This window comes from Streptomyces sp. ADMS, from assembly GCF_033441795.1.
GTDB lineage: Bacteria > Actinomycetota > Actinomycetes > Streptomycetales > Streptomycetaceae > Streptomyces.
In genome coordinates, this window is record NZ_JAVFVX010000046.1 from 43,445 (window position 1) to 63,341 (window position 19,897).

The 19,897-nt window shown below is 70.6% G+C and carries 21 protein-coding genes; 6 read left to right on the top strand and 15 right to left on the bottom strand.

Going from position 1 to position 19,897, the window contains the following annotated elements:
- Positions 1–258: 258 nt before the first annotated feature.
- Positions 259–1,737 (bottom strand): anthranilate synthase component I, encoded by a 1,479-nt coding sequence (locus tag RB628_RS20960; protein WP_318322030.1) that lies wholly within the window; start codon positions 1,735–1,737, stop codon positions 259–261.
- A gap of 11 nt (positions 1,738–1,748) precedes the next feature.
- Positions 1,749–2,174 carry a phosphoribosyl-AMP cyclohydrolase gene (hisI, locus tag RB628_RS20965; protein ID WP_318322031.1) on the bottom strand — a complete coding sequence of 142 codons (426 nt, stop codon included), beginning with the start codon at positions 2,172–2,174 and terminating at the stop codon, positions 1,749–1,751.
- A gap of 82 nt (positions 2,175–2,256) precedes the next feature.
- Here hisI and RB628_RS20970 point away from each other — a divergent pair, with 82 nt between their 5' ends.
- Positions 2,257–2,892 (top strand): TIGR03085 family metal-binding protein, encoded by a 636-nt coding sequence (locus RB628_RS20970; RefSeq protein ID WP_318322032.1) that lies wholly within the window; start codon positions 2,257–2,259, stop codon positions 2,890–2,892.
- A 51-nt stretch (positions 2,893–2,943) separates the two neighbouring features.
- On the opposite strand, the gene hisF is transcribed toward RB628_RS20970, so the two are convergent.
- Genes hisF through hisD form a run of 8 tightly spaced genes read right to left on the bottom strand, consistent with a single transcriptional unit; the run spans position 2,944 to position 8,660 of the window.
- The gene (gene hisF / locus RB628_RS20975; RefSeq protein WP_318322033.1) at positions 2,944–3,699 is read right to left on the bottom strand and encodes an imidazole glycerol phosphate synthase subunit HisF; all 756 of its coding nucleotides are present in this window, start codon (positions 3,697–3,699) and stop codon (positions 2,944–2,946) included.
- Entirely contained in the window at positions 3,696–4,094 is a 399-nt protein-coding gene (locus RB628_RS20980; RefSeq protein WP_318322034.1) for a RidA family protein, read from the bottom strand. The genes hisF and RB628_RS20980 overlap by 4 nt, the downstream gene beginning before the upstream one ends.
- Positions 4,091–4,831 (bottom strand): bifunctional 1-(5-phosphoribosyl)-5-((5-phosphoribosylamino)methylideneamino)imidazole-4-carboxamide isomerase/phosphoribosylanthranilate isomerase PriA, encoded by a 741-nt coding sequence (gene priA / locus RB628_RS20985; RefSeq protein ID WP_318322035.1) that lies wholly within the window; start codon positions 4,829–4,831, stop codon positions 4,091–4,093. Before priA ends, RB628_RS20980 begins: the two co-directional genes overlap by 4 nt.
- Entirely contained in the window at positions 4,831–5,478 is a 648-nt protein-coding gene (hisH, locus tag RB628_RS20990) for an imidazole glycerol phosphate synthase subunit HisH (protein ID WP_318322036.1), read from the bottom strand. The genes priA and hisH overlap by 1 nt, the downstream gene beginning before the upstream one ends.
- The gene (locus tag RB628_RS20995) at positions 5,469–5,633 is read right to left on the bottom strand and encodes a hypothetical protein (protein WP_318322037.1); all 165 of its coding nucleotides are present in this window, start codon (positions 5,631–5,633) and stop codon (positions 5,469–5,471) included. Before RB628_RS20995 ends, hisH begins: the two co-directional genes overlap by 10 nt.
- 2 nt (positions 5,634–5,635) lie before the next feature.
- Positions 5,636–6,229, bottom strand: a complete 594-nt coding sequence (hisB, locus tag RB628_RS21000; protein ID WP_318322038.1) for an imidazoleglycerol-phosphate dehydratase HisB — start codon at positions 6,227–6,229, stop codon at positions 5,636–5,638.
- Entirely contained in the window at positions 6,226–7,338 is a 1,113-nt protein-coding gene (locus tag RB628_RS21005) for a histidinol-phosphate transaminase (protein WP_318322051.1), read from the bottom strand. Before RB628_RS21005 ends, hisB begins: the two co-directional genes overlap by 4 nt.
- Positions 7,335–8,660: a histidinol dehydrogenase gene (gene hisD, locus RB628_RS21010; protein WP_318322039.1), complete on the bottom strand. Its 1,326-nt coding sequence runs from the start codon at positions 8,658–8,660 to the stop codon at positions 7,335–7,337. Before hisD ends, RB628_RS21005 begins: the two co-directional genes overlap by 4 nt.
- A gap of 207 nt (positions 8,661–8,867) precedes the next feature.
- On the opposite strand from hisD, the gene RB628_RS21015 reads away from it, so the two are divergent.
- The 4 genes from RB628_RS21015 (at position 8,868) to ybaK (ending at position 12,930) form a co-directional block, all read left to right on the top strand.
- Positions 8,868–10,466 carry an oxidoreductase gene (locus tag RB628_RS21015; RefSeq protein WP_318322040.1) on the top strand — a complete coding sequence of 533 codons (1,599 nt, stop codon included), beginning with the start codon at positions 8,868–8,870 and terminating at the stop codon, positions 10,464–10,466.
- A gap of 126 nt (positions 10,467–10,592) precedes the next feature.
- Positions 10,593–11,669, top strand: a complete 1,077-nt coding sequence (locus tag RB628_RS21020) for a hypothetical protein (protein WP_318322041.1) — start codon at positions 10,593–10,595, stop codon at positions 11,667–11,669.
- 11 nt (positions 11,670–11,680) lie between these two features.
- Positions 11,681–12,421 (top strand): LON peptidase substrate-binding domain-containing protein, encoded by a 741-nt coding sequence (locus RB628_RS21025; protein ID WP_318322042.1) that lies wholly within the window; start codon positions 11,681–11,683, stop codon positions 12,419–12,421.
- A 14-nt stretch (positions 12,422–12,435) separates the two neighbouring features.
- Positions 12,436–12,930: a Cys-tRNA(Pro) deacylase gene (gene ybaK / locus RB628_RS21030; protein ID WP_318322043.1), complete on the top strand. Its 495-nt coding sequence runs from the start codon at positions 12,436–12,438 to the stop codon at positions 12,928–12,930.
- Between the two features lie 202 nt (positions 12,931–13,132).
- Here ybaK and RB628_RS21035 read toward each other — a convergent pair whose 3' ends face one another.
- The 4 genes from RB628_RS21035 to RB628_RS21050 all read right to left on the bottom strand — a co-directional run bounded on the left by RB628_RS21035 (position 13,133) and on the right by RB628_RS21050 (position 17,139).
- Positions 13,133–13,840 carry a hypothetical protein gene (locus RB628_RS21035; RefSeq protein ID WP_318322044.1) on the bottom strand — a complete coding sequence of 236 codons (708 nt, stop codon included), beginning with the start codon at positions 13,838–13,840 and terminating at the stop codon, positions 13,133–13,135.
- 34 nt (positions 13,841–13,874) lie between these two features.
- Positions 13,875–14,702, bottom strand: a complete 828-nt coding sequence (locus tag RB628_RS21040) for an ABC transporter permease (protein ID WP_318322045.1) — start codon at positions 14,700–14,702, stop codon at positions 13,875–13,877.
- A gap of 124 nt (positions 14,703–14,826) precedes the next feature.
- Positions 14,827–15,798, bottom strand: a complete 972-nt coding sequence (locus RB628_RS21045; protein ID WP_318322052.1) for an ABC transporter ATP-binding protein — start codon at positions 15,796–15,798, stop codon at positions 14,827–14,829.
- A gap of 120 nt (positions 15,799–15,918) precedes the next feature.
- Positions 15,919–17,139 (bottom strand): NYN domain-containing protein, encoded by a 1,221-nt coding sequence (locus RB628_RS21050; RefSeq protein ID WP_318322046.1) that lies wholly within the window; start codon positions 17,137–17,139, stop codon positions 15,919–15,921.
- A gap of 236 nt (positions 17,140–17,375) precedes the next feature.
- Here RB628_RS21050 and RB628_RS21055 point away from each other — a divergent pair, with 236 nt between their 5' ends.
- Positions 17,376–17,549: a hypothetical protein gene (locus RB628_RS21055; protein WP_318322047.1), complete on the top strand. Its 174-nt coding sequence runs from the start codon at positions 17,376–17,378 to the stop codon at positions 17,547–17,549.
- A gap of 92 nt (positions 17,550–17,641) precedes the next feature.
- On the opposite strand, the gene dnaE is transcribed toward RB628_RS21055, so the two are convergent.
- Positions 17,642–19,897 (bottom strand): DNA polymerase III subunit alpha (gene dnaE, locus RB628_RS21060; RefSeq protein ID WP_318322048.1); only part of this gene is annotated, 2,256 nt, incomplete at its 5' end.

Here is a 19,897-nt window from a genome sequence, read left to right on the forward strand (position 1 = left end):
ACGATCGAGTGAAACCGGGCTCTGTGCGCTGTGAGAGTCGAACGCACGCTGTTCCTTGACAGGACCCGGGCTGGTTCCAACCCTGCTGGTGTTGAGCGCGTAAGACCTGACCGCTCGCTGAGCGGCCGGGCGGCGTGAGCCAGGAGTCCCCCTGTTTCGGCCGGGGGAGGGTTCAAGTGAGAAGCGCCCCATCATGCCGGCGCACGTGGCTGCCGACCGCCCGGAACGAAGTACACCATCCGGCCGGTCGGCAGCGCCCTACTGCCCCAGCCGGTTCGCGGTGTGAACGGCGCGCAGGACCGCTGCGGCCTTGTTGCGGCACTCGTTGTCCTCCGAGACAGGGTCGGAGTCGGCGACGACGCCGGCGCCCGCCTGGACGTACGCCGTGCCGTCGCGCAGGAGGGCCGTGCGGATGGCGATGGCGGTGTCGGAGTCGCCGGCGAAGTCGAGGTAACCGACGGCGCCGCCGTACAACCCCCGCCTGGACGGCTCCAGTTCGTCGATGATCTGCATCGCGCGTGGCTTGGGCGCTCCGGAGAGCGTGCCGGCCGGGAAGCAGGCCGTGAGGACGTCGAAGGCGGTGCGGCCGGGTGCCACGCGGCCGGTGACGGTCGAGACGATGTGCATGACGTGCGAGTACCGCTCGACGGACATGAAGTCGACGACCTCGACGGAGCCGGGTTCGCAGACCCGGCCGAGGTCGTTGCGCCCGAGGTCGACGAGCATGAGGTGCTCGGCGCGTTCCTTGGGGTCGGCGAGCAGTTCGTCGGCGAGGGCCTGGTCCTCCTGCGGGGTCGCCCCGCGCTGCCGGGTGCCCGCGATGGGGTGGACCATGGCGCGCCCGTCCTCGACCTTGACGAGGGCCTCGGGGGACGATCCGACGACGTCGAACCCGTCGAAGCGGAACAGGTACATGTACGGGGACGGGTTGGTGGCCCGCAGGACCCGGTAGACGTCCAGCGCGCTTGCCGTGCACGGTGTTTCGAAGCGCTGGGAGGGGACCACCTGGAAGGCCTCCCCGGCCCGGATGCGCTCCTTGATGTCCTCGACGGCCACCTGGTAGTCGGGGCCGCCCCACAGGGCCGTGTACTCGGGGAGCTCGGAGGGCGGGAGCACGGCGGGCGGCTGGGAGACCGCGCGCGAGAGGTCGGCCTGCATGGCGTCGAGGCGGGCCACGGCGTCGGCGTGGGCCTCGTCGACGCCCGTGTCGAGGTCGTTGTGGTTGACCGCGTTGGCGATCAGCAGGACCGAGCCCTCCCAGTGGTCCATGACGGCCAGATCGCTGGTGAGCAGCATGGTCAGCTCGGGCAACTGAAGGTCGTCGCGCTCGCCGGGGCCGATCTTCTCCAGGCGGCGCACGATGTCGTACCCCAGGTAGCCGACCATGCCGCCGGTGAAGGGCGGCAGGCCCTCCTGGTGGGGGGTGTGCAGCGTCTCGATGGTGGCGCGCAGGGCGGCGAGCGGGTCGCCCTCGACGGGAACGCCGACGGGCGGGGTGCCGAGCCAGTGGGCCTGGCCGTCGCGGGCCGTGAGGGTGGCGCTGGACCGGACGCCGACGAAGGAGTAGCGGGACCAGGACAGACCGTTCTCGGCCGACTCCAGCAGGAAGGTGCCGGGGCGCTCGGCGGCGAGTTTGCGGTAGAGCGCGACCGGGGTGTCGCCGTCGGCGAGGAGCTTGCGGGTGACGGGGATGACGCGCCGGTCGGTGGCCAGCTTGCGGAAGGTCTCGAGGTCCATGGCGGCTGACCTTACTGATTCTGCGGGAGCACGCCGGAATCGGCGCCCTCGAACGACAGGTCGAGCAGGACGTCGGCGTCGAAGCAGGTCCGCGCCCCGGTGTGGCAGGCGGCGCCCACCTGGTCGACCTTGACGAGCACGGTGTCGGCGTCGCAGTCGAGGGCGACGGACTTCACGTGCTGGAAATGGCCGGAGGTGTCGCCCTTGACCCAGTACTCCTGGCGGCTGCGCGACCAGTAGGTGCAGCGGCCCGTGGTCAGGGTGCGGTGCAGCGCCTCGTCGTCCATCCAGCCGAGCATGAGCACCTCACCGGTGTCGTACTGCTGGGCGATGGCGGGGACAAGCCCGTCGGGGCCGCGCTTGAGGCGCGCGGCGACCTCCGGGGCCAGGGGGCTGGGGCCGCTGGACCTGCTGGGCGGGGGCGTGCTGCTGGTCATGGGGCCATTGTGCCGCGCCCCACTGACACTGCCCGGGGATGTCCACTGGGCGGACCGCGGGGACAGTCGTAGGCTTGCAGGCATGTCTACCTACGCGAAGCGTGAACGACTTCTTCTCGCCGACCTGTTGGAGACCGAGGGTCCCGACGCCCCGACTCTGTGCGAGGGCTGGCTGACCCGCGAGCTCGCCGCGCACGTGGTGGTGCGCGAGCGCCGCCCGGACGCCGCCGGCGGGCTGCTGATCAAGCAGCTCGGCTCCCGTCTGGAGCGCGTGATGGCGGAGTTCACCGACAAGCCGTACGAGGAGCTGATCCAGCTGATCCGTACCGGCCCGCCGCGTTTCTCGCCGTTCTCGTTGAAGCAGGTCGACGAGGCGTCGAACACGGTCGAGTTCTACGTCCACACGGAGGACGTACGCCGGGCGCGGCCCGACTGGACACCCCGCGAGCTGGACCCGGTCTTCCAGGACGCCCTGTGGTCCCGTCTGGAGCGCACCGCCCGTCTGACGGGCCGCGGCGCGGCGACGGGCCTGGTGCTGCGCCGTCCGGACGGCCAGACGGCGGTCGCGCGCCGCGGCACCCCGGTGGTCACGGTGACCGGCGAGCCGTCCGAGCTGCTGCTGTTCGCGTACGGCCGTCAGGGCGTCGCCGATGTGGAACTGGAGGGCGACAAGGACGCGATCGCGAAGCTGCACGAGTCGAAGCAGCTGGGCATCTGAGCCGGGCGCGGTCCCGCGCCCCCGAAAGGGGCGCGGGACCGCATCGATTACTCAGCGAACAGGATGCCCCGCCTCGCGCAGCGTCGCCTTGACCTGGCCGATCCGCAGATCGCCGAAGTGGAATACGGAGGCCGCGAGGACGGCGTCCGCGCCCGCGGCGACGGCGGGCGGGAAGTCGGCGAGACGGCCCGCTCCCCCACTGGCGATCAGCGGCACGCTCACATGCTTGCGTACGGCCTCGATCATCTCGATGTCGTAGCCGTCCTTCGTGCCGTCCGCGTCCATCGAGTTGAGCAGGATCTCGCCGGCGCCCAGTTCGGCGGCCCGGTGTGCCCACTCGACGGCGTCGATGCCGGTGCCGCGACGTCCGCCGTGGGTGGTGACCTCGAAGGACCCGGAGTCGGTGCGGCGGGCGTCCACGGACAGCACCAGCACCTGCCGGCCGAACCGCTCGGCGATCTCGCGGATCAGGTCGGGACGCGCGATGGCCGCCGTGTTGACGCCGACCTTGTCGGCGCCGGCGCGCAGCAGCTTGTCGACGTCCTCGGCCGCGCGCACCCCGCCGCCCACGGTGAGCGGGATGAACACCTGTTCGGCGGTGCGTCGGACCACGTCGTAGGTGGTCTCGCGGTTGCCCGACGAGGCGGTGATGTCCAGGAACGTCAGTTCGTCGGCGCCCTCGGCGTCGTACACCTTGGCCATCTCGACGGGGTCGCCCGCGTCGCGCAGGTTCTGGAAGTTGACGCCCTTGACGACCCGGCCGTTGTCCACGTCCAGGCAGGGGATGACGCGTACGGCAAGGGTCATGCTGCGGACACCCCTCGGAACGCCTCCACCTCGACCTCGACGACCAGGCTGGGGTCCACGAAGCCGGAGACGATGATCATGGATGCGGCGGGCCGGACGGAGTCGAACAGCTCCTTGTGAGCGCGTCCGATGTCGTCCACGTCCCGCGCGTGGGTGATGTACATGCGCGTACGCACGACGTCGTCCCGTCCCAGACCCAGCTCCTCCAGCGCCGCGAACGCGACGTTGAAGGCGTTGACCGTCTGCTCGTAGGGACCGCCGCCGGCAATCTGGCCGTCCACTATCGACGTGCAGCCGGAGACGAGGACCAGCCCGTTCGGCAGTTCCACGGCACGGGAGTACCCGAAGGTCTCCTCCCAGGGCGCACCGGTCGTGACTCGCCGTACGTCGCTCACTGGGACACCGCCTCCAAGGCCTCTTCCAGGGTGAACGCCTTCGCGTACAGGGCCTTCCCGACGATGGAGCCCTCGACACCGAGCGGGACCAGTTCGGCGATGGCCCGCAGGTCGTCCAGGGACGACACACCGCCGGACGCCACGACCGGCCGGTCGGTCGCCGCGCAGACGTTGCGCAGCAGCTCCAGGTTCGGGCCCTGGAGCGTGCCGTCCTTGGCGATGTCGGTCACGACATACCGCGCGCAGCCCTCGGAGTCGAGGCGCTCAAGCGTCTCGTAGAGGTCGCCGCCGTCCCGGGTCCAGCCGCGTCCGCGGAGCGTGGTTCCCCGTACGTCCAGGCCGACCGCGATCTTGTCGCCGTGCTCGGCGATGACCTTGGCGACCCACTCCGGGGTCTCCAGGGCGGCCGTGCCGAGATTCACCCGGGTGCAGCCGGTGGCGAGGGCGGCGGCCAGCGTGTCGTCGTCCCGGATGCCGCCGGACAGCTCCACCTTGATGTCCATCGCCCCGGCGACCTCGGCGATCAGCTTGCGGTTGTCGCCGGTGCCGAAGGCCGCGTCCAGGTCGACCAGGTGCAGCCACTCGGCGCCGGAGCGCTGCCAGGCGAGGGCGGCCTCCAGGGGGGAGCCGTACGAGGTCTCCGTACCGGATTCGCCGTGCACGAGGCGGACGGCCTGGCCGTCGCGGACGTCGACGGCGGGGAGGAGTTCGAGCTTCGCGGAAGTCGTCGGGGGCATCAGAGGGTTCCGATCCAGTTGTTCAGCAGCTGCGCTCCGGCGTCGCCGGACTTCTCGGGGTGGAACTGGGTGGCCCACAGGGCGCCGTTCTCGACGGCCGCCACAAAGGGCTTGCCGTGCGTCGACCAGGTGACCTTGGGGGCCCGCATCGCCGGGTTCGCGGTCTCCAGGGACCAGTCGTGGACGGCGTACGAGTGGACGAAGTAGAAGCGCGCGTCGGCGTCGAGTCCCGCGAAGAGCTGGGAGTCGGCCGGGGCCTCGACGGTGTTCCAGCCCATGTGGGGCACGATGTCGGCCTGGAGCGGTTCGACGGAGCCGGGCCACTCGTCGAGGCCCTCGGTCTCGACGCCGTGCTCGATACCGCGCGCGAAGAGGATCTGCATGCCCACGCAGATGCCCATCACGGGACGGCCGCCGGAAAGCCGGCGCCCGACGATCCAGTCGCCGCGCGCTTCCTTGAGGCCGCGCATACAGGCGGCGAAGGCGCCGACACCCGGCACCAGCAGCCCGTCCGCGTTCATGGCCGTGTCGAAGTCACGCGTTATCTCGACGTCGGCACCCGCGCGCGCGAGCGCGCGTTCGGCGGACCTCACGTTCCCGAAGCCGTAGTCGAAGACCACGACCTTCTTCGATGCGCTCAATTCCATACCTCCAGCCTCATGACACCGGCGACCAGACACATCGCGGCGGCTATCGAGAGCAGAACGATGAGGTTCTTCGGCATCTGCTGCTTGGCGAAGGAGATGATCCCGCCGACCAGGAAGAGGCCGACGACGATCAGGACGGTGGACAGGCCGTTCATGGCTAGAGGGCACCCTTCGTGGAGGGCAGGATGCCGGCCGCGCGCGGGTCCTTCTCGCTCGCGTACCGCAGCGCCCGCGCGAGTGCCTTGAACTGGCACTCCACGATGTGGTGCGCGTTGCGCCCGTAGGGCACGTGCACGTGCAGCGCGATCTGGGCCTGGGCGACGAAGGACTCCAGGATGTGCCGGGTCATCGTGGTGTCGTACTCGCCGATCATCGGCGCCATCTTCTCGGGCTCGGTGTGCACGAGGTAGGGGCGGCCGCTCAGGTCCACCGTCACCTGGGCGAGGGACTCGTCCAGGGGCACCGTGCAGTTGCCGAAACGGTAGATGCCCACCTTGTCGCCGAGCGCCTGCTTGAAGGCGGCGCCGAGGGCGAGGGCGGTGTCCTCGATGGTGTGGTGCGAGTCGATGTGCAGGTCGCCCTCGGTCTTCACGGTCAGGTCGAACAGACCGTGCCGGCCGAGCTGGTCGAGCATGTGGTCGTAGAAGCCCACGCCCGTCGACACATCGACCTTGCCGGACCCGTCGAGATCGATCTCGACGAGGACCGACGTCTCCTTGGTGGTGCGCTCAACACGCCCTACGCGGCTCATGGCTCGCCCTGCTCCTTCTTCAGTTGACGTACCGCGTCGAGGAACGCGTCGTTCTCGGCGGGAGTTCCGGCGGTGACCCGCAGCCACCCCGGTACGCCGTTGTCCCGGACCAGGACGCCCCGGTCGAGGATCTGCTGCCACGCCTCGTGGGAGTCGGCGAAGGTGCCGAACTGCACGAAGTTGGCGTCGGACTCGGTGACGTCGAACCCGATGGCGCGCAGTTCGGTGACCAGCCGGTCCCGCTCGGCCTTCAGCTGCTCGACGTACTTGAGCAGCGTGTCCGTGTGCTCCAGGGCGGCCAGGGCGGTCGCCTGCGCCACGGCGGACAGGTGGTAGGGCAGCCGTACGAGCTGCACGGCGTCGACGACGGCCGGGTGCGCGGCGAGATAGCCGAGGCGCAGGCCCGCCGCGCCGAACGCCTTCGACATGGTCCGGGAGACGACGAGATTCGGCCGTCCTTCGATCAGCGGCAGCAGTGAGTCGCCGTGGCTGAACTCGACGTACGCCTCGTCGACCACCACGATCGACGGCTTGGCGGCCTGCGCGGCCTCGTACAGCGCGAGGACCGTCTCGCGCGGGACCGCGTTGCCGGTCGGGTTGTTGGGGGTGGTGATGAACACGACGTCCGGCCGGTGCTCGGCGATGGCGTTCCCGGCCGCCGCGAGATCGATCGTGAAGTCGTCGTTGCGGGGACCGGAGATCCAGCCGGTGCCCGTCCCGCGCGCGATGAGCCCGTGCATCGAGTACGACGGCTCGAAGCCGATCGCCGTACGGCCCGGTCCGCCGAAGGTCTGCAGCAGCTGCTGGATGACCTCGTTGGAGCCGTTGGCGGCCCATACGTTGGCGGGACCGACCTCGTGACCGGACGTGTCCGTCAGGTACCCGGCGAGCCGCGTACGCAGCTCCACGGCGTCCCGGTCGGGGTAGCGGTTGAGGTTGCGGGCCGCCTCGCGCACCCGCTCGGCGATCCGCTCGACGAGCGGTTCGGGCAACGGGTAGGGGTTCTCGTTGGTGTTCAGCCGTACGGGGACGTCGAGTTGGGGCGCGCCGTAGGGGGACTTGCCACGCAGCTCGTCGCGTACGGGAAGATCGTCGATGCCGAAGCTCACTTGCTCGTCGGTACCTTCCATCCGAACCTCGCCTTGACCGCCGCGCCGTGCGCGGGCAGGTCCTCCGCCTCCGCCAGTGTCACCACGTGATGCGCCACGTCGGCCAGCGCGTCCCGCGTGTAGTCGACGATGTGGATGCCGCGCAGGAAGGACTGGACGGAGAGTCCGGAGGAGTGGCAGGCGCAGCCTCCGGTCGGCAGGACGTGGTTGGACCCGGCCGCGTAGTCGCCGAGCGAGACCGGCGCCCAGGGCCCGACGAAGATCGCGCCGGCGTTGCGCACCCGGTCGGCCACGGCCGCGGCGTTCGCGGTCTGGATCTCCAGGTGCTCGGCGCCGTAGGCGTCGACGACCCTCAGCCCTTCCTCCACACCGTCGACGACGACGATCGCGGACTGCTTGCCCGCCAGCGCCGGGGCGATGCGGTCCTCGATGTGCTTGGTGGCCGCGACCTGCGGCTCCAGCTCCTTCTCGACCGCGTCCGCGAGCGCCACGGAGTCCGTGACGAGGACGGCGGCGGCCAGCGGGTCGTGCTCGGCCTGGCTGATCAGGTCGGCGGCGACGTGCACCGGGTCGGCGGTGTCGTCGGCGAGGATCGCGATCTCGGTGGGGCCGGCCTCGGTGTCGATGCCGATCTTTCCCGCGAAGTACCGCTTGGCGGCGGTGACCCAGATGTTGCCGGGGCCGGTCACCATGTTGGTGGGCGCGCACGACTCGGTGCCGTACGCGAACATCGCGACGGCGGTGGCACCGCCGGCCGCGTACACCTCGTCGACGCCGAGCAGCGCGCAGGCGGCGAGGATGGTGGGGTGCGGAAGCCCGTCGAACTCGGCCTGCGCCGGGGAGGCGAGGGCGATCGACTCGACGCCCGCTTCCTGCGCGGGCACGACGTTCATGATCACGGAGGAGGGGTACACGGCCCGGCCACCGGGCGCGTACAGCCCGACCCGGTCCACGGGCACCCACTTCTCGGTGACCGAACCGCCGGGCACGACCTGGGTCGTGTGGGTCGTACGGCGCTGCTCACGGTGGACGAGACGGGCGCGGCGGATGGACTCCTCCAGGGCCGCGCGGACGGCCGGATCCAGCTGCTCCAGCGCGTCGGCGAGGGCCTGGGCGGGCACGCGTACGGATTCCAGCCGGACGCCGTCGAACTTCTCGGCGAAGTCGATCAGCGCGGCGTCGCCCCGATGATGCACGGCCTCGCAGATCGGACGCACCTTCTCCAGGGCGGCCGAGACGTCGAAGTCGGCTCGGGGCAGCAGGTCGCGCAGGGCGGGTCCCTCGGGGAGGGCGTCGCCGCGCAGATCGATTCGGGAGATCACGCGGTCAATTCTCTCAGACGGGGATCGGGCGGCGTTCGCGCGTATCAGTGGCTGATACAGAGCGTTGCGGAACGCGCCGCAGGAATGCGACGGGAACCCGGAAGATCACCTTCACGTCTTGAGTTCAGAGGGTTACTGAGCGGGCAGAACGGTTGTACGAAACCCGTTGGTAACGCCTGGTGACACGGGGAGGAGTGGGAAAAGGTCGTGACTGAGGGTGCCGGCATCCGTACGGGGGACTCGGGGAACACGGGGGATCCGCCGGATGGTCTGAGCGCCGCCGAGGTCGGTATGTGGCAGGCCTTCCGCAACGGCAGCGTGTACGACCTGAGCAGTGGCGACAGCGTCGTCGACGACCCGCACGGCGGCCATCCGTGGGGCGCCGAACGGACCGTGCGGGCCCGCATCGTGTGCTGGCTGCTCCTGGACGGCCCGCCCGCGCTCGCCGGGCGCGTGTCGTCCCTCAAGCTCACCGGCGTGCAGATCAACGGCACACTGGATCTGGCGGGCGGCACGGTCGTGCCGTACGTCGAGCTTAAGGGCTGCCGGTTCGAGAAGGAGGTCCTGCTGCCGGAGGCCCACTTCACGACCGTACGGCTGGTGGACTGCTCGGTGCCGCGCCTGGAGGCGGCCCGGGTGCACACCGAGGGCGATCTGCACCTCCCCCGCTGCCGCTTCCACAACGGCGTACGGCTCACCGACGCGCACATCGGTACGGATCTGCTGCTCAACCAGGCCGTCGTCTACCGCGACCGGCGCGGGCGCTCGATGGTCGGGGACGGCATGAACGTCGGCCAGGACCTCCAGGCCGAGATGCTGGAGTCGCACGGCGAGCTGAGCCTGCGCGGCGCGACGATCGGCGTCTCGCTGAGCCTGCGCGGCAGCCGGCTCGCCAACCCGTACGGAAGGCTCGCGCTCAACGCCCCCCAGCTGACCGTGGGCCGCACGCTGTATCTGACCCCGGCCGGGCTCTGGAACCCGATCCTGACGAGCGGCACGACCCCCGCGCGCGGGACGCGCATCCAGCGCTTCGAGTGCCAGGGCGGGATCCGGCTGGACGACGGCCGCTTCGGCGACGCCGTGGACCTCGAACGCGCCCGCCTCACCTTCACCGACGAACAGGAGCTGTCACTGCGCCGGGTGCAGACGCCCGAGCTGCGCTTCCTCGGAGAGCGGCCGGAGCGTGGCAAGGTCGTGCTGTCGGGCGCGAAGGTCGTCAACCTCGTGGACCGGGCCAACAGCTGGCCGGGGCCGGGCAACCTGCACATGGGCGGCTTCGGGTACGAGAACCTCGTACCGCAGGGGCCGTTCCCGCCGTCGGAGCGGCTGGCGTGGGTGGCGGCGGCGACCGCCGAGTACAGCCCGGAGCCGTACGAGCGGCTGGCCGCCGTACTGCGCAACGGCGGCGAGGACGAGGACGCGCGCGAGGTGCTGCTCGCCAAGCAGCGCCGCCGTCGCGAGACCCTCCCGCCGGCGGCGAAGCTGTGGGGGTACGTGCAGGACTGGACGGTCGCCTACGGATACCGGCCAGGTCGGGCCGCCGTCTGGATGGCGGTGCTGTGGGCGGCGAGCTCGGTGGCGTTCGCGCACGCGAGCCATCCGCCGCTGAAACGCGGGGAGCACCCGCCGTGGAACCCCTCCCTCTTCGCCCTCGACCTGCTCCTCCCGGTGATCGACCTGGGCCAGGTCGGCTTCTGGCAGCTGCGCGGCGGCTGGCAGTGGCTGGCCGCGGCGATCATCATGCTCGGCTGGGTCCTGGCGACGACGGTGGCGGCGGGGGCGACCCGGCTGCTGCGCAGAAGCTGAGCCGAGCCGGGGCGGGGCGGGGCGTAAATGAGCCGGGTTCATCTTTTGCCATTACTTGACCTCCGGCCGTACAACTAAAAAGAGGTTGCGCATTTGCACTGGCGCGGCCCCGACCTGCGCCTTTCAATGGTCGGCACCATGGCTTCGCTGCGTGCGTTCCTCCGTGCCACCAGGGCGGAACGGAACACTCCGCCGTCTCCACGCCTCGCCACCGCCGGACTGCCCGCCGACGACGAGGTACTGCTCGACGCGCCCGACGCCCGGCTCGGTCCGGCGCTCGTCGCGGCGGGCCGTGGCGAGTACGGGGCCGCGGCGGAACTGCTGTCCGCCACCCGTGCCACGGCCGAGTGGGAGAACCGCGACCGGTACGTGATCCGGCTGGCCGCGTTCGCGCACTCCCGCGCAGAGTGGTTCACCTCCTGGCGGTCCGCCGCCCCGCACGACCCGGACGCACTGCTGGTCGGGGCCGAACTGGCGGTGACCCGCGCGTGGGCCTCCCCCGCCCGCGCCGAACTGCTTCACCAGACCGGCCCGTTGGTCGAGGCAGCCGCGGCGGGCGACCCGCGCGACCCGGTGCCCTGGCGCATCGCCCTGGACCGGGCCCGGGGCAGCGACACGGGCCACGGCGAGTTCGAGGATCTCTGGGGCGAGGCCGTACGCCGCTCCCCGCACCACTACGGCTGCCATGTGGCGGCACTCCAGTACCTGTCCACGGGCCCCTCCCGGTCCTCGGGCGGACGCGGCTCCCACCGCGAGTGCTTCGACTTCGCCGAGTGGGCCGCCCAGGACGCCCCGCTCGGGTCACTCGTCCAGGCACTGCCCCTGCACGCGGCGTTCGCCCGTCTGACCGAGGGCGACGGCAGGACGGCGGTGGACCGGGCCCGCCTGGACGCGGCGGCGGACACGGCGATCGCCCTTTCGGCGACGCACCCGGCGGCGGACCCCGGGCCGGCCGAGCTGCGCAACCTGCTCACGTACGTCCTGATCCGGCTCGAGCGCTGGCAGGACGCACTGCTCCAACTGCGTCTGACCGGCCCCTACGCCACGTCCTTCCCCTGGGACCGGTTCTCGGACGACCCCCTCGGCAGGTTCCTCGAAGCACGCGAGGAGGTCCGCCGCAGCGCGCCCGCCACCCGCTGCGCGGCCTGCGCCGGTCATCCACGGAGTGAGCACGGCGGACGCGCACACTCCGGCGACCATTAGGCTTTCCCGTCGTGACCACCGTCCGGCTGCCGCTCTTCCCGCTCAACTCGGTGCTGTTCCCGGGACTCGTCCTCCCGCTGAACATCTTCGAGGAGCGATATCGCGCCATGATGCGCGAACTCCTGAAAACCCCCGAGGACGAACCGCGCCGGTTCGCCGTCGTGACGATCCGTGACGGCCACGAGGTGGCGCCCAGTGCGCAGGGCCTGCCCGACCCGACGGCGGTGCTGGAACGCGGCCCCACGGCGGGTTTCGGCGACGACCCGGTCAGGGCGTTCCACTCCGTGGGGTGCGTGGCCGACGCGGCGACGATCAGGGAACGGACGGACGGCACGTACGAGGTCCTCGCCACCGGCACGACCCGGGTACGGCTGGTGTCGGTGGACGCGTCGGGCCCGTTCCTGACGGCGGAACTGGAGGAGCTGGAGGAATCCCCCGGCGACGAGGCGGGCGCCCTGGCAGAGGGCGTCCTGAGGGCTTTCCGTCAGTACCAGAAACGTTTGGCGGGCGCGCGGGAACGCTCCCTGGCGACGGGCGCCGAACTCCCCGACGAACCGTCGGTGGTGTCGTATCTGGTGGCGGCGGCGATGATGCTGGACACCCCGTCGAAGCAGCGCCTGCTCCAGGCCCCGGACACGTCGTCGCGCCTGCGCGAGGAACTGACACTCCTGCGCACCGAGACGGCGATCATCCGCAATCTCCCGTCGCTGCCGGCGTCGGAACTGACGCGCGGCCCGACAAGTCTCAACTGACCGGCGGAACGGACATGGCGAAGAGGAAACAGCAGCCGGGCGGGACGCCGGCGACGGTGGCACTCACGGCGGCGGGCGTCACGTACACGGTGCACGCGTACGAGCACGACCCCGCGCATCCCTCGTACGGCGAGGAGGCCGCCGAGGCGATGGGGGTGTCGCCGGAGCGCGTGTTCAAGACCCTGGTGGCGGACGTGGACGGGGTGCTGACGGTCGCGGTGGTCCCGGTGGCGGGCCGGCTGGACCTGAAGGCGCTGGCGACGGCGGTGTCGGGCAAACGGGCATCAATGGCGGACCCGACGCTCGCGGAACGCACGACGGGCTATGTCAGGGGCGGCATCTCCCCCCTGGGCCAGCGCAAGAAGCTCCGGACGGTCCTGGACGCGTCGGCGGACGCCCACGCCACGATCTGCGTGTCGGCGGGCCGGCGGGGCCTGGAGGTCGAACTGTCCCCCGGGGACCTCACCAGCCTCACGCAGGCGGTGAGGGCCCCGATCGCCCGCGCGTGAGGAAAACACGGAAGCGCAGAGTGGAGGCGCCAGGCGTAGGGGGGCGAGTTCGGTGCAGCCCAGGCCGCGTTTCCCCACCGGCGTTGCCGGCCCGTCCGGCGTTCGAGGAGGCGCGTCAGCGCGATACGGGGGTCCGGGGGCAGCGCTCCCAGGGATGGGACGACAGGGGCGACGGGGGCGAAACAACCCGCCCGGGCCACGCCTAGGCCGGCGGCACCGGCTCCTGATCCCGCGGCCCGAACAACCCCGTCAACCCCAGATGCACCACCAGCGCCGCCACAGACCACGCCAGCAACGCCCCCTTCGCCCCCAGCTTCAGCGGTGCCGAGAACGCAACCCCCTTGCCCACGTCCTTCGCGTGAGCGATCACATCCTGGGCGGGCCCGAGCCACACCCCCAGCCGCCACGCCAGCACCGACCCGAGCAGCCCCCCGACCGTCAGCCCGACCACCAGGGGCACACCCCCACGACGCCGGAAGAGGAACACCCCCAGCGCACTCATCGCCCCCAGGGCCAGCGCCAGCAGAGTAAACGTTCCGTCGACCCCGATCGCCTGCTCGCCCTCGCTCTCCTTGACGTACACGACCCACCTGTCGTCGAGGATGTCCCCGACCAACGGCACCTTCGGCGCCAGCCACCACCACAGCAGCCCGAGCAGCACCCCACCGAGCGCCACGGCCACCGTGACGACGGCGGCCTCCCGCACTTCGGTCCTCATCCCGGGGCCGTCCTGTCCGTACGCCGCTCCGAACCCGCTCCCCGCGGACGGCGCCGGCCAGTCCTGCCAGGACCGGCTGTCCGGAGCCTGCTGGAGCGAAGGCTGCTGCTGCAAGGGCTGCTGGGGACGCGAGGCCTCTTCACCCGAGGGCTCTTGATGCGGCGGCGGAGGCGGAGTCAGCGGTGCGGTCACCCTGACATCGTGCCAGGCCCGCCTGTGCGGCGCGTCACCGGACGGCCGCCCGACGGTACGCCCAGGTCGCCACGGCCAGCGAGACCACCCCGACCCCCGCGCACACGGCGAGGTCACCGAACACGAAGGCCCAGTCCGGGTCGGGCCCGAAGGTCCGCGCGAAGGCCTCCACCCCGTACGTCGAAGGCAGCAGGTCCCGCGCGAACCGCACCACGCCCGGCATCCGGTCCGCCGGCAGCACACCCAGCAGCAGCGCCGCGGACATGCCCAACTGCCCGAGCAGCGTGGCCAGTTCCGGCCGCGGCGCGAGCAGCCCGAAGGCGGCGCCGAGTCCGGCCAGCGCGGCTCCCGCGAGCGGGATCACCAGGGCGAGAACCCACAGATGCGCCAGCGGCAGCCCGAACAGCACGCACCCGAACACCGCCGTCACCAAGGTCCCCGGCACGGTGAAGGAGGCGTACGCCCCCGCCGCACCCAGCACCACGGCCGCCGGCGGCACCGGCAGCGTCGCGTAGTGGTCGAGCCCACCACTGGCCCGCAACTGCCCGAAGTACTGGGCGAGCAGGTTCAGCGCGACGAAGGCGACAACCAGCACGGACGCCCCGGCCACCACGGCCCGGGCCTCCCCGCCCCCTTCCACGACCCCCCGCATCAGGATCATGATCCCGACGGACTGGAAGGTCGCCACGAACAGCAGCGGAATGCGCGCGACCCGGGCCCGGGACAGTTGCGCCCGGTACACCGCGACCAGCGCGGGCCACAGCCGCGCACGCGGCCCGAGCTCGGCCGCCGCGCGGCGCGCGGGAGCCTCCTCCATGGCCAGGGCGCTGCCCGGCAGCACCTCGGCGGGTACGACACTCACGTCGAGCTGCTCCTCTTCGTCCCGGTCACGACAGCCGCCCTCTCCCCCACCAGCACCCGCTCCCGCACCTGCACCCATACCCGTACGGATCCGAAGCCCCCCGTACTCACACCGGTCGCGCCACTCACGCCTTCACCAGCCCCTGCACATTCCCCCCGAGCGCCAGATACACGTCCTCCAGGCTCGGCGTGGCCAGTGTGAAGTCGTCCAGCGCCGTGAACGCGGCCCCTCCGGTGACGGTGGCGACGGCCGCGCGGGCCTCCTCGGGAGCCAGCCGCAGCGTCCATCTGCGCCCCGACTCGACGGCCCGGTCCCGCAGTGCGGCGACCTCGGGGACATGCAGGGGCGCCGACTCCCGCCAGACCAGATCGACCCGGACCTCGCCCGCCACCTGCTCCTTGAGCCCGGCAGGTGTGTCACAGGCGATCACCCGCCCCTGGTCCAGGACGGCGACCCGGTCGAGAACCGTCTCGGCCTCGATCACGTTGTGCGTCACCAGCAGCACCGTCGTACCGCGCTCGGCTCGGCGCCGGTCGACCGCCGACCACACCGCCCGCCGCGCCACCGGGTCCATCCCGGTCGTCGGCTCGTCGAGGACGAGCAGCGGCCGTTCCCCGACCAGTGCGGTGGCGAAGCACGCGAGCCGCCGCTGCCCGCCGGACAGCTTGCGGATGGGCCGGGCGGCCAGCGCCGTGAGCCCCAGTTCCTCCAGGACCGCGTCCCGTTCCGCCCGCGCCTGCCGTACCTCCAGGCCGCGCAGTCGCGCGGTGGTCTCGGCGGCGAGCGAGACGGTCAGGTCGTCGAGGGCGCTGGACTCCTGGCCGAGGTAGGCGAGGATGCGTGCGGCCCGCTCCGGGTGGCACACGATGTCGTGGCCCAGGATCTCGACGCTGCCCCGGTCGGGGCGCATCAGGCCGGTGATCTGCCGTACGAGGGTCGACTTGCCGGCGCCGTTCGGCCCGAGCAGGCCGAAGATCTCACCGCGCCGGACATCGAGGTCCACGGCGTCGGTGGCGCGAACCTCGGGTGTTCCGGGGGCGCCGCGGCGGCCACGTACCGCCCTGTAGGTCTTGGTGAGATCGCGCACCGCGCACACGACGTCGTCACCGTGTCGGGCTGCGTGTGCCGTGCGCGTACTCACGAAGGACGAGAGTACGGGGTGCCCGACTCCGCCTGAAATCCAACCCCCGCCCCGCCCTTCCCCCGCGGGGGCCGCTCACTCGCCGGCGGGTGCGTGTTCCGCAGCCGTACGGACGTCGATCTCGCGCCAGAAACCGGCCCTGATGGCGTACCGGTCGTGCTCGTCGATCTGGTCGTCCTTGTGGGCGAGCAGGCCGAAGCGGGCGGCGTAGCGCAGCAGTTCACCGTCGATGCGGTGCGGGATGCGGGGGTACATCGTCGACAGTTTCTGCACCTGGGCGGGTTCCGGAAGGCGCTCCATCCAGCGGCGCGAGAACACCTGTCCGACCTCGTATGGATCGCCACCGACCGTGGTGATGTCCTCCTCGCGGTCCGCCCAGCGCTGCTCGGCCGAGGTGAGCTGGGCCAGCGTGGGCATGGAGGCGATCTCGGGGGGCTCGGAGGCCGCACCCGGCCGGTCGACCCATCCCTTGTCGGAGGACCAGCGCAGGGTCGCGTTGGCGGGAGGCTGGGCGGACTGGGCGCCGGGGGCCCGCAGCGCGGCCAGGTCCTTGGGGGTCGGCACGCCTTTGGGGGCCGCTACGCGCTCCTGCGCGCCGTTCGGCTCCGCGGGCGCCGTCGCGTGCTCCTGCTGCTCCTCGGCGGCCCGCTCGGCCGACTGCGCGAGCGTCGACTCGGGCAGCGGCGCGGACAGGATCGCGGCGATCTCGGGACGGGGCACTGGCTGCGGCGCGCAGACACCGCCGAGTTCCTTGGCCCGTACGGCCTTGGTGATCCACGTACGGTCGAGAACGCGCCGCTCGTCGGCCTCGGCGACCAGGTCCTCGGACTGGTTGTAGTCACCGTCGGCGGCCTGCACGGCCCACAGGTGTACGGCGACTCCGTGCTCCTTGGCGGCCATCATGCCCGGCAGCAGATCGCCGTCGCCGGTGACGAGGACGATGTCGGAGCAGGCTCGGTTGCGGGCCAGCTCGGTCAGCTCGGCATGCATGGCGGCGTCGACGCCCTTCTGGGCCCAACGTCCGTCGCTGCGGGTCAGGGCGCCGAGCCGGACGGTGACCCGGGGCATCACCCGCAGTCTGCGGTGCTCGGGCTGGGGCACCCGGTCGGGGGCGCCGTCGAACCAGTAGATCCGCAGGAGTGGCCGTTCGGTGTCCGACTCGGCGCGTTCGCGAAGACCCTGGATGAGGGCGGGGTGGTCGACGGTGATCCGGGACCGCGAGGGCTCTCCGGCGAGAAGACTCGCCGCGGCCCCGAGCAGATACCCGGCGTCCACCAGGACGATGCAGCGGTCCACGCGATCCACCCTCTTTCCGGGAGGTTTGCTTTGGCTTCCTTCGAGTCTGCCCGACCGCGCGGAGGTTAACGGCCCGAACTCGATCTTCGGCGTGGCGTTTCCCTCACCGGCCGAGTGTTCCGCGGCACGACAAGACCTTATTACGCACGGTGATTCTCCGACATGCACGCTGGGTCGGGCCGTGTGAATCTGATGTTGGCTCTGGTCCCTAGATCCCCCTCAGGAGGCAGATCACCATGGCCAAGAACAAGAAGCAGAGTCGCCCGCACGAACAGGCGTCACAGGCCGAGCGCGGTGCCGAGCAGGCGAAGTCCTCCTCGATGGAGTCGCAGGCCGAGCAGCGCGCCGCCCAGGTGACTCCCGGTGATATGGCACGCAAGGGCCGGCAGAAGCGCTTCGGCCACAACTGAGTACGACAGACATCTGAACAACGGGCTGTTGAAGCCCAGGCACAAGGAGGGGCGCACCCGTTCAGGGCGCGCCCCTCAGTCACATCAGTTGCTCAGCCTGCCAGGCAGGACGGGCCGAGCAGCACCTTCAGGTCGCCGAAGAGTGCCGGGTCCGGCTTCACCCGGTGCCGGTCGAGCCGCAGCACCGTCGTCCTGCTCGGTCCCTGGAGTCTGATGCGGACCTCGCTCTCGCCCTTGTGGTGGCTGAGGATCTCGCCGAGCCTGCTGATCATCGGCGGGGTGACCTTCAGCGCGGGGATGGTGAGGATGACCGGCGCGTTGGTGCCCGCGTTGGACAGGTCGGGCACCTGGAGTTCCATCGCGACCAGACGGGGCACGTCCTCGCGCTTGTCGAGGCGTCCCTTGACGAACACGACGGCGTCCTCGACGAGTTGGGTCGACACCAACTGGTAGGTCGCCGGGAAGAACATGCACTCGATGGAACCGGCGAGGTCCTCGACGGTGGCGATGGCCCAGGCGTTGCCCTGTTTGGTCATCTTGCGCTGGAGGCCGGAGATGATGCCGCCGATGGTGACGACCGCTCCGTCGGCGTGCTCACCTCCGGTGAGCTGGGCGATTCCGGCGTCGGCCTTGTCGGAGAGGACGTGCTCCAGGCCGAAGAGCGGGTGGTCGGATACGTACAGGCCGAGCATCTCCCGTTCCTGGGCGAGCAGATAGGCCTTGTCCCACTCGTCGGTGGTGAACTCGACGTCGAGACCGAAGCCGGGCTCGCTGGTGTCCTCCTCACCCATGCCGCCGAAGAGGTCGAACTGCCCCTCGGCCTCTTTGCGCTTGACCGCGACCACGTTGTCGATCATCGGCTCGAAGTGCGCGGTGAGACCCTTGCGGGTGTGCCCCATGCTGTCGAACGCGCCGGCCTTGATCAGTGATTCCGTGGTCCGCTTGTTGCAGACGACCGCCTCGACCTTGTCGAGGTAGTCGGGGAAGGAGCCGTACTTCCCCTTGGCGTTGCGGGACCTGATGATCGACTCGACCACGTTCGTACCGACGTTGCGGACCGCGGAGAGGCCGAACAGGATCACGTCGTCGCCCTGCGCGGCGAAGTTGGACATCGACTCGTTGACGTTCGGCGGGAGCACCTTGATGCCCATGCGCCGGCACTCGTTCAGATAGATCGCGGACTTGTCCTTGTCGTCCTTGACCGAGGTGAGCAGTCCGGCCATGTACTCGGCCGGGTAGTTGGCCTTCAGATAAGCGGTCCAGTACGAGACCAGTCCGTACGCGGCCGAGTGGGCCTTGTTGAAGGCGTATCCGGCGAAGGGGACCAGGACGTCCCACAGAGCCTTGATCGCCTCGTCGCTGTAGCCGTTCTTCTTGGCGCCGGCCTGGAAGATGGTGAAGTTCTTGGCCAGTTCGTCGGGCTTCTTCTTGCCCATCACGCGGCGCAGGATGTCGGCCTCGCCGAGCGAGTACCCGGCGATGATCTGGGCGGCCTTCTGCACCTGCTCCTGGTAGACGATCAGACCGTAGGTGACCGCGAGAACCTCTTCGAGAGGTTCCTCCAGCTCCTTGTGGATCGGGGTGATCTCCTGGAGCTTGTTCTTGCGCAGGGCGTAGTTGGTGTGCGAGTCCATGCCCATCGGGCCTGGACGGTAGAGCGCCGAGACGGCGGAGATGTCCTCGAAGTTGTCGGGCTTCATCAGACGCAGCAGGGAGCGCATGGGTCCGCCGTCGAACTGGAAGACGCCGAGGGTGTCGCCGCGCTGGAGCAGTTCGAAGGTCGCCGGATCGTCGAGCGGGAGGGCCAGCAGGTCGAGTTCGACGCCCTTGTTGGCCTTCACCATCTTGACGGCGTCGTCCATGATGGTGAGGTTGCGCAGGCCCAGGAAGTCCATCTTGAGCAGGCCGAGCGACTCGCACTGCGGGTAGTCCCACTGTGTGATGGTCACGCCGTCCGTGTGTCGCACCCAGACGGGGGCGTGGTCGACGATGGGTTCGCTGGACATGATGACGCCGGCCGCGTGCACACCCATCTGCCGGACCAGGCCCTCGACGCCCTTGGCGGTGTCGATGACCTTCTTCACGTCGGGCTCGTTCTCGTACATCGCCCGGATCTCGCCGGCCTCGCTGTAGCGCGGGTGCGAGGGGTCGGTGATGCCGTTGAGGTCGATGCCCTTGCCGAGGACGTCGGCGGGCATGGCCTTGGTGAGCCGGTCGCCCATCGCGTACGGGTAGCCCAGGACGCGCGCGGAGTCCTTGATGGCGTTCTTCGCCTTGATCTTGCCGTAGGTGCCGATCATGGCGACCTTGTCGGCGCCGTACTTCTCGGTCACGTACCTGATCACCTC

Coding starts and splice junctions, on each gene's coding strand:
- RB628_RS20960 (WP_318322030.1), bottom strand. CDS start 1,737: ATGGACCTCGAGACCTTCCGCAAGCTGGCCACCGACCGGCGCGTCATC.
- hisI (WP_318322031.1), bottom strand. CDS start 2,174: ATGACCAGCAGCACGCCCCCGCCCAGCAGGTCCAGCGGCCCCAGCCCC.
- RB628_RS20970 (WP_318322032.1), top strand. CDS start 2,257: ATGTCTACCTACGCGAAGCGTGAACGACTTCTTCTCGCCGACCTGTTG.
- hisF (WP_318322033.1), bottom strand. CDS start 3,699: ATGACCCTTGCCGTACGCGTCATCCCCTGCCTGGACGTGGACAACGGC.
- priA (WP_318322035.1), bottom strand. CDS start 4,831: ATGCCCCCGACGACTTCCGCGAAGCTCGAACTCCTCCCCGCCGTCGAC.
- hisH (WP_318322036.1), bottom strand. CDS start 5,478: ATGGAATTGAGCGCATCGAAGAAGGTCGTGGTCTTCGACTACGGCTTC.
- RB628_RS20995 (WP_318322037.1), bottom strand. CDS start 5,633: ATGAACGGCCTGTCCACCGTCCTGATCGTCGTCGGCCTCTTCCTGGTC.
- hisB (WP_318322038.1), bottom strand. CDS start 6,229: ATGAGCCGCGTAGGGCGTGTTGAGCGCACCACCAAGGAGACGTCGGTC.
- RB628_RS21020 (WP_318322041.1), top strand. CDS start 10,593: ATGGTCGGCACCATGGCTTCGCTGCGTGCGTTCCTCCGTGCCACCAGG.
- ybaK (WP_318322043.1), top strand. CDS start 12,436: ATGGCGAAGAGGAAACAGCAGCCGGGCGGGACGCCGGCGACGGTGGCA.
- RB628_RS21055 (WP_318322047.1), top strand. CDS start 17,376: ATGGCCAAGAACAAGAAGCAGAGTCGCCCGCACGAACAGGCGTCACAG.